General features: G+C 42.0%; 10 protein-coding genes and 1 pseudogene. 6 read left to right on the top strand and 5 right to left on the bottom strand.

All coding sequences use genetic code 11. The annotated features are described in order from the left end of the window. Both F557_RS22770 and F557_RS20160 read right to left on the bottom strand, forming a co-directional pair. Positions 1-214, bottom strand: a pseudogene (locus tag F557_RS22770) (hypothetical protein); the annotation flags it as partial. Between the two features lie 361 nt (positions 215-575). Then, on the bottom strand, positions 576-1,529 hold the full coding sequence (locus tag F557_RS20160; protein WP_019002833.1) for an SEL1-like repeat protein: 954 nt from the start codon (positions 1,527-1,529) through the stop codon (positions 576-578). Between the two features lie 972 nt (positions 1,530-2,501). Here F557_RS20160 and F557_RS0113905 point away from each other — a divergent pair. The 4 genes from F557_RS0113905 (at position 2,502) to F557_RS0113890 (ending at position 8,049) form a co-directional block, all read left to right on the top strand. Next, on the top strand, positions 2,502-4,220 hold the full coding sequence (locus F557_RS0113905) for a ribonuclease R family protein (protein WP_019002829.1): 1,719 nt from the start codon (positions 2,502-2,504) through the stop codon (positions 4,218-4,220). A 420-nt stretch (positions 4,221-4,640) separates the two neighbouring features. After that, entirely contained in the window at positions 4,641-5,225 is a 585-nt protein-coding gene (locus F557_RS0113900; protein WP_019002828.1) for a hypothetical protein, read from the top strand. 163 nt (positions 5,226-5,388) lie between these two features. Beyond that, on the top strand, positions 5,389-7,398 hold the full coding sequence (locus F557_RS21450) for a hypothetical protein (protein WP_019002827.1): 2,010 nt from the start codon (positions 5,389-5,391) through the stop codon (positions 7,396-7,398). A 42-nt stretch (positions 7,399-7,440) separates the two neighbouring features. Next, the gene (locus tag F557_RS0113890) at positions 7,441-8,049 is read left to right on the top strand and encodes a hypothetical protein (RefSeq protein WP_019002826.1); all 609 of its coding nucleotides are present in this window, start codon (positions 7,441-7,443) and stop codon (positions 8,047-8,049) included. A gap of 915 nt (positions 8,050-8,964) precedes the next feature. Here the strand turns inward: F557_RS0113890 and F557_RS20150 are convergent. The 3 genes from F557_RS20150 to F557_RS0113875 are packed head-to-tail and all read right to left on the bottom strand — an operon-like array spanning position 8,965 to position 9,970. Beyond that, entirely contained in the window at positions 8,965-9,225 is a 261-nt protein-coding gene (locus tag F557_RS20150; RefSeq protein ID WP_019002825.1) for a DUF3791 domain-containing protein, read from the bottom strand. Beyond that, complete coding sequence (locus tag F557_RS0113880) at positions 9,225-9,470, bottom strand: hypothetical protein (protein ID WP_019002824.1); 246 nt, start codon at positions 9,468-9,470, stop codon at positions 9,225-9,227. Before F557_RS0113880 ends, F557_RS20150 begins: the two co-directional genes overlap by 1 nt. Beyond that, positions 9,467-9,970, bottom strand: coding sequence for a DUF3990 domain-containing protein (locus tag F557_RS0113875; protein ID WP_026297932.1), 504 nt, complete (start codon positions 9,968-9,970; stop codon positions 9,467-9,469). The genes F557_RS0113880 and F557_RS0113875 overlap by 4 nt, the downstream gene beginning before the upstream one ends. Positions 9,971-10,464: 494 nt before the next feature. Here F557_RS0113875 and F557_RS0113865 point away from each other — a divergent pair, with 494 nt between their 5' ends. Together F557_RS0113865 and F557_RS22765 are read left to right on the top strand one after the other, a co-directional pair. Beyond that, positions 10,465-10,992 (top strand): hypothetical protein, encoded by a 528-nt coding sequence (locus F557_RS0113865; RefSeq protein WP_157617903.1) that lies wholly within the window; start codon positions 10,465-10,467, stop codon positions 10,990-10,992. A gap of 341 nt (positions 10,993-11,333) precedes the next feature. After that, the coding region (locus F557_RS22765; RefSeq protein WP_019002820.1) for a hypothetical protein at positions 11,334-12,301 on the top strand (968 nt) is incomplete at its 3' end.

The raw sequence follows: 12,301 nt of genomic DNA, 5'->3' as shown, positions 1-12,301 counted from the left end.
GAAAGGCTTCAGTCTGCTTCTGAATGGTTGAAGTCTGCTTCTGAATGGTTGAGGTCTGCTCTTGAATGGTTGAGGTCTGCTCTTGAATGGTTGAGGTCTGCTCTTGAATGGTTGATGTAAGTTTTTCGATTAACGAATAAAGGTTGTCCAGTTTGGAAGTGTCAGTATCGTGCTGATTAGCAGGAAGATTGTTATTTGTGATCTTCGCTTCCATTGCAAATTCCTTCAGCACATCCCGATTTTTGTGTGCGATATGGTACGGATTCACCAGCACTTTTGTCAAGAATCCCCGAAGCCATAAAAAGAAGGTTTAAGACCTAATACAATATTATGAAACACTCTTACGTTTTCCAGAGCTCAGGTCATTTTTTACTACCTTTACGTGTCAGATCCGTTTTTAAGTACAGTTCTTCAGTCACTGCCAGTTAGGAAACCGTTAGGCAATAAATGCAACGAAGACAAACAAAAAAGGCCGAATCTTTGTGAAGTAAGAAATTCAGCCTTATAATAAATATAGATTTTATTTATTTTATAGGGGCGCTCCAGAGAGACTATGCGAAATAGTTGGTACTGTGCTAGTCACCTTCTTTGTTTAGCGCCCGGTATTCATCGCAGCCTATCTGCTCATCGAAAATACAGGCTCTTTTGTAATATTCTTTTGCCATGGCTTTATTTTGCCTAACATTATAACTGCCGTGCTCATATAGCCTGCCCAGATTGAAGCATCCAAAGCTTTCATCCATGTCGCAGGCTTTTTCGTATAGAATTTTAGCCTGGTTGTAGTCCTGTTTTACACCGTGACCTTTTTCGTATAAAACACCTAAGCTGTTGCATCCGAAGCTCTCATCCATATTACAGGATTTTTCGTAAAGCTCTCTGGCCCGGCCATAATCCTGCTTTACTCCGTTGCCTTCTTCGTACAGTTCACCTAAGCTGGCACATCCTATGCCCTCATTCATATTGCAGGCTTTTTCGTAAAGCTCTATGGCCTGGCTGTAGTTCTGTTTTACTCCCTGTCCTTTCTTGTATAATTCGCCTAAATTATTGCATCCGTAGCCCTCATTCATATTGCAGGCTTTTTCATAAAGCTCTTTAGCCCGGTTATAATCCTTCTCTGTTCCCTGGCCGTATTCGTAAAAGTAACCTAAGTTGTTGCACCCCAGGACATTATTCAGGCTGCAGGCTTTTTCGTAATAGGTTTTAGCCTGACTGTAATCCTGTTTCACACCCTGGCCATTGTCATATAAAAGACCTAAATTGCTGCATCCTGAGCCATTATTCAGGCTGCAGGCTTTTTCATAATAGGTTTTAGCCTGACTGTAATCCTGTTGCACGCCCTTGCCGAGGTAATATAAGTCGCCTAGACTGTCACAGCCGCCGCCACTGTTCTGGCTGCAAGCCTCCTGACAGAGAGGCAGGGCTTTGGAGTATTCCTTTTTTCCAAAGTAACTGCTGCATTCGTCAATTGTATCTGCATAAACAGCCCCAGACAGCAAAACTGGGATAAGCATTAAATATTTGAATTTCATAGGATCTCACAACCATTTTTACCTGAGTTTCGCTAATTTTAATCGCTAGCCAATCATCAGTTGGTATACAAAAGTGAAAATTTGTCAGCTACTTCATCATTCTCTTAAGCTTCTCGATCTTCGACAGCGCCTTCGCTTTCCGTCCACCGCTTAGGCAGCTTTCATGCTGCCGCTTCATAGTATTCTTCCTGATATACCGCTGCCCGGCAGTTAAACTCGGTGCCGTGATAGTCCACCCCCCTCGGAGAGCTGCCGGTGAGGCTCCCGGACTTCACCGCCAGTCTGAATATGAAGCTGTCCCGGATTAGTTTTTCAGGTGTGGTTCACCCCCGCAACGCTGAAGATGAAAATTAGTTCCCCTGGATGCCTACCTCCGCTGAGATTACGTGACAGCTCCTGCCACACAGTCTTGACAGCCTGTTCTTTAAATTCCTTTTTCCATCGTCCTGAGCATGCTCAGAATGGGCCAAAACACCGAAATCCGCTTCTGGAACCGTCTTCAGGATCCGTTAAAGCCTGAAGCATGTTTGAATTTTGACAGGGAATACTGGTAAAAATAGAGAGCATACTCCGTCGGGAGTGGCTGCTAACCATGATGAGGCGGAAATCCTCCGGGGATTTGCCGTCAGAGGCTGACATCAGCCTGGCCGTAAGGGGGGATTGCTGTCCATGTCTCTGCCGGAAAACTCTGTGTCCTGGTTTTGTTTTCAGTGAGCTTCTCTTTAAGTTATCCGGCACCACGTGGTAGCAGGGGCCGGTACCGATAACTGAAATTCTCTTCGCGGGCCGAGTGATTTCTGCACTTATTTTTTCCAAATAGCGGGTATCCGGGACTGATAATGAAGTATGGAACTGGTAACTATCACCCCCGCTTATAGCACTGATATTCCGTGGCGGAATCAGTTGGAGCCTCTGATGATAGGTTCCCGGTTCCCGGATGCAATTATTTACCATTCTCGAAGGAGCACTATCATGAGCAGCGATTACAGAGCTTTTGTTAAGAAGGTTGTGGCAGACAGCAGAATTCCCGATTCCTGGCCGGAGGATGTTCTTAAGGAGGACGGTCGGATACCGGAAAGCGTGCGTCCTGAAGACATGAAAGGGCGGCAGGATCTCCGGGATCTGCCTTTTGTTACCATTGACGGCGAAACGTCGTGCGACTATGACGATGGTGTATATGCCAGAAAGAACAGAAACGGCTGGCAGCTGTATGTGGCCATTGCTGATGTTTCCTGGTATGTGCATCCGGATTCCCCGGCAGATCGGGAGGCCTATAACAGAGGAAACTCTGTCTACTTTCAGAAGACCATGATTCCGATGCTTCCCAAGAAATACGCGACCGGGATCTGCTCGCTGAATCCTTTTGAGGATCGGCTGTGTCTGGTATGCGAAATGAATATTGCCAGGAACGGATCTGTCTGCTCCTGGGAGTTTTATCCGGCAGTCATAAACTCGCATGCCAGACTCACTTACCCGCAGGTCCGGGACCTGATTTCCGGAAAACAGCAGGCTGCTGAGAAGTACAGGAGCGTTTATGTCCATGTATATGAGCTTTATGAAATGTCTCTGGCCATGCGGGAGTGGAACCTCAAAAACCGGCCGGCGGTTTTTCAGAATATGGAACCGCAATATGTTCTGAATGCTGCAGAAAACAAGGTTGTCTCCATCCGTCAGGACAGCGACTATGAGGTGCACTGGATGATTGAGGCGTGCATGGTTGCTGCCAATACCGCAGCGGCACGCTATATCAGGGACCATGGCAGGGATCTGATATACCGTACCGAGGATTATCCTCTTTCCGAGAAGCTTTCGGAATTCAGAAAAATGATCAGCAGTATCCCGGAAACACTGGGCGGCGGCAGCCATCCTTCGCTTGCAGATCTGGCCGTATTTGCTGCGGCGCTTCACGGGAAGTCTTATGAGGACTGTATCAGAAAGCTGCTGCTCCGGCATCAGGCCAGAGCAGAATACACTACCGGGAATATCGGTCATTATCTTCTTGGTATCAGTGAGTACACTCATTTCACTTCCCCTATCAGACGCTATGCCGATCTTACGGTGCATCGGATTATCAGACAATGCATCGAACTTGACCGGAAAAAGGAAACGGCGCATCGCCGGAGCGAGGCTTCAGCGGCTTCCCGGGGCTCTGAAGGGAATTCCCGTTCCGGTAATGCCGGCGGACTTGGAGGATTTATCGGCAGATTGCTCGGCCGAGAGAAAAACGTTTCCGTTTCTGGGGCAGCTTCCGAAGTCAGTGCGGGATCTCCTGGCGATACCGGAACTATTCAGGACGGGAAGCGGAATGCCGGTACCCCGGTATTTGACAGGGATTATCTGAACCGGGTGGCTGCGCATTGCACAGAAACCGAGAGAAGAAGCCAGGAGGCTGGCCATGCAGTTACGAAGTGGCTTAATGCCAGCTTTATGTCGGACCGGATCGGTCAGGTGTTTAATGGCACTATTATAGCCACCAGAGAATTCGGGCTGTTCGTCAACCTGCCGGAATTCAATATTGATGTTTTCGTCTATATCGGACATCTGGGCTCGGGAAGATTTACCTTTTCGGGAGATGATTATGTTATCCGCGGTCCGTATGGGACGGCGAGCTTTTATATTGGACAGCCGGCAGCGGTGCAGATTGCGGAGGTGAATGTGCCCGAAGGAAAGGTGCGCGGGGTTCTCCGGTAGACACGGCAGGGCTGTTTAGGACGTTAACGGAGTCAGTTATCAGGAATGCTTCCGGAGAGGAGGATCTGACCGGAAGCAGAAAACGTACTAATTGTCCGGATAATCAAAAAGGACGGTGGTTATCAGCTTGATGAATCAGTGATGAATTATTTAATTTGATTTGATTATAGAGTGCTCTACTGAAATCCTTAACTGGGATTCTCGGCTGGAACATTAGTTCTGGTAATTACAGGAGGTGATGTTTTATTATTAAAATATCAAAATTTGTGATGAATGTATTATACAGGTGTTTGTTTCTTTGTTATATGTTTATATATCAAAACATAATTAAAAGTAATGATTAGTCATGAGTAGCAATTACAAATATGCAGATATTCGAGTTAATGCGTATGAAATGGTTCTTTATAATAAAAAGATAGATTGATTGCTGTTGATTTTGATAATAAATCAATTAAATATGGTAAGGTCAGTTCTGGTTTATGCAAATATTTTGTCGAGGTGTCTGCGCAGTATAAAACTCTGAAAATAGCTGACGATGTCAATAATGGAATTACAGCTGGAATCAACTTCGTTATCTCTGTGATCCGTGTTCGTGAATCTGTACGCTACTATAGTGAAACAGCGGCTGAAAATACTTACATTGCAACAATTCTAAGGGAGAGTCTGTCCATGAAAATATACAGGTGTTTCAAAAGAAAGGATGATCGCGTTGTTGATATGTGGGATGATAATAACGATCTTTTTAAAAGAAAGCATGTTCGCGTTGTAGATATATGGGATGATAATCACGTAATGAGTTTTGAATTTAATGATGAGTTATATATCACGACGGTATGGTTTGATAAAGAAGTGATAGGCATGAATGAAATTGTTAGGTATCTGGCCTGTTTTGAAGGTCCGGTTGAGTATGAATCACTGTGGATTGCAGAGTTTATTAATACATTAACCTTGAAGAAAAAGCTGCCGCTTCGCTGCGATAAAATAACTGCAGGAGATAATTTATAATCATGCTGGTAATATTTGCTGATGATTTCTGCCGGGCGGTGATTTGATTTATAATTGAATTGCTGTGTCTGTCATAAGATTATTATGAAAATATGATTGTGTTAACGTGTTATGATAGAATGGCCCCTGTGTTTTCTAGCAGGTTGTGCAGGCGGAAATCAGAATGTTGGGATGTTTTTTAAAAAAATACCGGAAAACTGGCAGAATCAGACTTTGCAATACACTGGCAATTTTGATTCTGGCAGAAATGAGCGGTGGTGCTGTTTCTGCCGCTGATTTTCTGTTTGATTTTCATGAAGAAAAATCTGATATCTACCGGATGTCCGGAGAGATTCAGGAGGGGGATTCTCTTAAATTCGCAAAGCTGCTAGGCAGAACCAGACATTCCGGAAGACAAGGTTTTCTCTTCCTTAACAGCGGTGGCGGGCGTCTGGATGAAGCTGACAAGATAATGGAAATGGTTGCCATGAACAAGCTGGCGACAGTAGTGCCGGACAGCTATTTATGTGCCAGTGCCTGCTTTAATATCTTTATTGCCGGTTCACCCAGATTTGCGTACCCGGAAAGCAGAATAGGGGTTCACAGAGTCAGTGTTCTTAATTCTGTAGAGAATCAGTATACCCGGGGAGACAGTCTGGAATTAAACGAAACCTTTAAGAAATATCGTGTTCCGGACAACATCCGGCTGGCAATGCTTGATACGCCGGCCAGCGACCTGCACTTTCTTTCCCGGGAGGATAAGGCCAAGCTTTCGGATCCCGGAAAACCCAAGCTTACAAAAACCTACCAGAAACCGGCCACTGCCGATTTTCAGAATTCAAGTCCTGTGCGGTCAGGATCATCTGGCAGGGACATTCCTCAGAAGGCAGAGTACCCGGAATACAGGTCTTCAAAAAAATTCCCCTCCCTGAGGGTTTATCTGCAATCACTGGCAGCCCTTAAGAACAGCGATCATAACAGCAGTTACAAATTAAATGAGCTCGAGAAAACATTCAGAAGCGAAATAATCAGACTGACAGATAAGGAACTTGATGATTATCAGAAGCTGTATCTTAAAAAGGCTACCTTCCAGTTTGAAAAACAGATTGAGTATACCAGAAAGATTCTGAATGCAGCCAGAATACAGGATAGGAATTCATATAACGATGTTCTTCTGAATCTGTGCAACAATCAGATAAATGATATGCTGCTCCTGAATAACCTCATTTCGTCATATGCTTCAAAAACTGAGCTTAATAAGGAAGTACTGTTTTTTAAAGATAATGACATTGCTCCGGAGCTGGTTCTTCAGGAAAAATTTGATAATGTTATAGCTTTGTGCCGGGCTGGGTACTGCGATGAAGAGCTTGTCAGAACTCAGCAGAGAACCTGGTATGCCGGTCTGCAGGAATTTGTCAAAATTAATACAACCAAAGGCGGGTTTATATCGGGATTTATGATTCAAAGTCAGATTACCTACCTGAGAAATCTGTCATTTGCGCTCCTCGGTGATGTCAGCAGAAAGCCCTATTTTAACAGGCTGGATTATGCGTCAGTATCGTCATTGCTTAATTCGCTGCAGGGAATCCAGTCAGAATCCTATAAATCTGCTCTCACAGGAAGCGATATTATTCAGTATAACGCTGTGCTGGGAGGATTTCTGGAATCTGTTCTGGTTCATCAGATGAAGATGAAGGGATATGACAGTATGTCCATTATGAATCTGGAATATTCCGGAGATGCAGCAATGGCTGCATTAAAGAATTTCGTACGCGAATCCTTAAAAGGCATCGGAGCTCGCCAGACACCAGGAACTGCTGAACTTGACAGCAATATTATTAAAAATACAAATATTCTGATACTGCTTCTTGAAAATGAGGAGATGAAGAGATTTGCGCCTTTCCTGTACCAATGCGAGCATCAGATATGCAATAACAGAGAGCGTGCCGATCTGGTTCATAAGTACAACGACACTTTAAGTGATTTGAAGAGATTATGCAATAATAGAAAATGCAATGGGGAGCTATTGAATAAGTACAATAAAATGTTTTCGGTATACCAGTTAAAGTATGCTGCACTTGCTGATAAAATCGGGGACAATAAACTACGAGAGCATTTGCTTGCAATGTTTTATGATCAGGCTATTTACAATGTAACAAATGCACTTAGGAAATTTGAAGATAAAAAACAATGATTTTAGATTAGAGTTTTATCGTGGTGAGGGTAAGAGCTAAAAATGAATGAAATAATTATTTGTGTGAAGGGAAAGCTTAAAGAATCAGATAATGAGTATTATTTAAGAAAATCTGCTAATAGTTCTGCTGTCTGTTTGAATATTTGCCAAGGTGTAACAGAAATAGAATCAGGTTTTTTTGATGTGTTCAGCAATGTCTATCAAGTAAAAATTCCTGCCAGTGTTACCAAAATGGAAGTTTCTGATGCCGCACTTAAGATTTTTAAAAAAAATAATACAATCTTAACAGGTTTTTTTGATTCTCCTGCAGATACTTTTGCTAAAGATAATAATCTTCCATTTGTACATGCTGATATAATAATAGGCTACAGACAGAGTGAATACAGTACTGACATTGTAACGCTGTGTTTTGAAGCTGACGGAAAACCCTACATTTATGAAAATAGCGTATCCCCGGGAATGTCAGCAAGCTCGACCGGAGGTGGTGAGACACGTATTAATCTGAAGAAGGATTTTTTCAAAAAATATTCTCAGGTGGATTTGGCTGCTGAATGCTGGGGGTGCTGTTATAGCAGTATCGTAGAAAATGAGAAACTGAAGATTTTTCTTCAAAAGGCAATATCCAGAAATGGATATACAAGAGGAATTTAACAATATCGTTATATATATGGTGTTTATACATTTTTGTTAAAGTAAATTTTATTATTTAAGATATTTGTTATTGAAGTTTTTAATATTGATACAACTGTGATAAACCTGCTGGTGTAATAATATCAAGATTGATGATATATGAAGCTTTATTAGAGTATAAACACCCTAAATTACTATTTATTTTTGGTAAGTAAGAGGCTTGGTTTGATGCTCCTTGATTGGTTTTCTGAATAATATCGAGATTATGAAAAGCCTTATCCAATGTCTATAATAAAGATTGCCAAACTATCATATGCAATACCAAATTTTATTTCCATGGCAGCTATAATAACCTTTTGATTATTTAATTATTATGAGTTCTGGCTCTTTTGTAATTTAATAAATAATTTATCAAAACGAAAATTGCAAAAAAAGAGTTATACGAAAAGGTACACAAAGAACATCATCCTCGTTGGCATTGGAAATTTAGTGAGGTAGTGACCAGTCTTTGAGGTAATTTGTGACTACCTTTTCCGATGAATCCTGATTGCCTTTTCCGATGAATCTTGATCCCCTGTCCGTGGAGGACACACTACATTCAATCCATGCAGGCAGGAACAAAGTTAGAGTTCTGAAGAATAATAATTAAGAAGGGGCTTCGCTCTTACCCCCTAAAACTGCCTCGTATTTGCAAAAAATGAAGCGTATGACAGTCTCTTGAGGCTGGCTTTGCTGGCAATCTGTTACCAAATGGTACCGTACCATTTGGTACCACCTATGGTTTATTGATTCTACCTTGGTGATCAGTAATTTGAGGAATGAACTGTCATGATTGTGTGGAAAGGTGGGGCACTATATTTCAGCGGAGGTAGTCACATAGGGGTAGAATGCCAGTCTGTCAGATTTGACAGCCGGATCTGACAGGCTTTCCGGAAGTCAGTCCAAAAAAGGCTGAAGCGCAGGATTTCTGGCATGTTTTCCGGAAGCGGCCAGACTGTCAATATCTTCATAAGCATTTTCCAGCCGTTCCTGATGGTATTGGAAATACCCGTCATATATTTCAGCGGTTATTCCCAGCCGATCCCATTCCGCCAGCACATCGCCCGTCATCCGCCCCTTGAATGCGGCATAATGCTCCAGAAGGTACACAAAAAACCACAGTTCCTCATCAACGTGCAGTTCTGCCGGTTTTTTCATTATTCTCCCCTGATGTAAATAGAATTCCGGGGATCTCCGGTAACGACCTCGCTTTCCCAGATATCAAAAATCCCCTGACAGCCAAAGGAGCTAAGACCGTTATCCAAATCCTCAAGAAGAGCGTGAGTTTTGGAGAGAATAAACCTTCTCAGGGCCTCCATGCGCTCAAAGCCATATTTTTCCATCATGAGATCTGTAACCGCCAGATCATAATAGTGAAGCCCCTGGGGACTCATTCTGTTCATAGTAAAATCGTCTCCTGCCATACCAGAGCAGTAATAGCGAAATCCGTTTTGAAAGCAAGCTGATCCTTAAGCTTCATGGGAAGCAGCAGTTTCAGGGCAATCTCAGTATCAAAGAAGCCGGCTATATATTGGTTAATAACGTCAGCAGTCCTGTCATCAGCCACAGGCCCGGCTATGACATCAAAAACCTGGCCTCCGGAGAACTCCGCGACTTCTTTAGAATTCTGCCTCCTGCGGAATTTCACCACGGTTTCCAGCCAATTGCTGTCTGCTTCAGCAAGCCTGAGAATTGAAAGCCGGGACCAAATACTGTCATCCGTTTCAAAAACCGAAAGGCACGGCTGACCTTCCTGGCGGATTCTTGTCGTACGATGCGCCCATTTTTCAGCCTGAAGTTTGTCAGTAGTTGTATAAAAACCTGCCCCGAAATCCAAAGAACTTCTGGAAAAACGCAGTTCGGGCTTTTTTACCGCCGTATTGCTGCCATGGAATAAAATCATAAAGGAAAGCACTCCCCAAAAGCTGCAAAATCTGCTAGGGAACAGTCGCATTCTAAACCCGAGAACGGCTTTCGGGAAAGAGAAATCTGTCAATTACTCCGGAATCGTCCATCGTAATGCAAAAAACGTCTCATGAAATCATACCGGACTCAGCCAGCTCTGAACTGGCTGCAATCAAGAATGAGGGGATGGGGTCTGGCATACAGGCCAGATAAAACGGATCCGAAGTAGTTCGCAGCGACAGATGGAATTTTTCCCTGAATGCAGGACAGATCCTGATTAACCTCTCTTTCCCTAGTGCATACATATCTACATACTGAAATCCCCCCTCTTCTGGGGTGATGGTCGTCTACTCATCAACTCCACGCCGCTGTTCCTTATTTTTCATAACTTTCAACGCCGCTGCCCCTGTCTGATTACCACTCAAAAAACTATTTGACTATATTTGTAAACTGATCCCGAAAATCGGGTAGTAAGTCTGACAGGTTGAAGACGTGTCAGAACTTTTTCCCAGGATAGATTTGGGAGCAGTTATGAGTTTGGATTGCGTATGGACTAAGGAACAGATTGCAATCATAGGCAAAAATCCGCACGTTTCTTGTTTTTCGAAAAATGGCAAAATGTACTTAAACAGGGATTTTAGAAAACAGCTTTATGCTGCCTGGTCAGTTCATAAAACATTGCAAACAATCAAATCATTCTTTAAAACCAACGGTTTTCCCTGTGAGCAGTCGCATTCCCAGAATGTCAGAGAAATTTCCCAAGGTGTCAGAGTAATTTCCCAGGGTGTCAGAGTGGACTTCCCAAACTGTCAGAAAAAAGTACTTGAAAAAGGAAACAGTTTACGACGCTCCAAAATCACACGCCACGGGGATCACGAACAACCGGAAATCAGGGATCAGGAATTACTGGAAACTGAGGATCAGAAAGTGAAGAAACGAGGGATCAGAATCGCTTTAAAAGGTGGTCACGAATTTTATCAAAAGGGGTATAGCAAAGGAGAAAATTTCCAGTGGCATTAATTACGATCCGAAAACCAAGGAGCATCAGTGCCTTATTGAAAAACTAAATTAAACGCGCCAGTCAAAGTTAATATACTTACGCTCTTTGTAATGAACCACGTAAGTTGAACAGACTCTGTATTGAGTAATACAAATAATTATCCATTAGGTGTTATTGTTAGATGGGTCTACCATTTGAAACAATTGCTTGAACCCAAATTCCCTGTAGTTTCTGGTAACTACATCTAATTCTACATCACCAAATATCCCTTTCAACTCCTTATTTTATCTGTATTTCCAGTTGCTATGGACGAATTTGTTGTGCTATAATGTAGTTATAGGTTTATAAATGGTAACTACAAATGTCAGATAACTCCGCAAAATGCCCAAATAGGCTATCCTTCCAATATAAAGGCAACTATAAGTATGCTAAGGTTCCAGGAACTTCGTATCGGGAAAATGGAAAAATCCGGAAAAAGGGTACGATATATCTGGGCAGAGTAATTGATGAGAAAAATAATATTTTCTACAGCAAGGAAAGAGGGGTTTTTAAGTATGATATTGAAAACAACCAATTTCTTCGAGCCGATCCTTCCTTTACAGGTACTTTGCAAAACGATCAAAGAAAGAAACCTAAGTTAATTTTAGATTTCGGAGATTCGTTTTTCATTAATGAATTAATTCATCAAATGAATTATGATAAAGTGCTCAATAGCATCGGATATAAAAACAAAGATACATTATATTCCATGGTCATGTTTTATGTGCTTACTGATATTTCATGTATGCATTGTAACACTTGGTATGATGGTAATTTTGCCAAAATATTATATCCCAATGCTGATTTACACTCACAACGAATAAGTGAATTCCTCTCATTTTTAGGGAAAGAGGAAATAAGACAAAAATTCTTCAAATCTCATATAGATTGGATTAAAGAAAAAATTTCTAACGATCCTGCTATTGTTATAGATAGCACTGGATTACCTAATGATATTCAAATTGAACTTACAAATGTAAGCAATCATAATAATATTATTAGTAATGAAGTTCGAATGATATCAGCTATTCAAAGAGATTCAGGCTACCCATTAATTTTCAGAGCAATCCCTGGGAATATAAACGATGTATCGACGCTATCTGAAACAATAACAGTGCTTAATGGGTATGGCGTAAACTCTGACATGGCCTTGCTTGATGCAGGTTACTTATCAGAAAAGAACATTGACAACCTCTACTATGCCAATATTGATTTTGTTGCAAGATTACCTGAAAAACTAAAGACCATATACGATAATATTGTTGAACAAGGTAAAAATGAATTGCGAAG

This window comes from Succinimonas amylolytica DSM 2873 (assembly GCF_000378405.1).
Classification (GTDB): Bacteria; Pseudomonadota; Gammaproteobacteria; order Enterobacterales; family Succinivibrionaceae; genus Succinimonas; species Succinimonas amylolytica.
Note: the sequence above shows the minus strand (reverse complement) of the source record. Positions and strands in the feature narration are given on the sequence as shown.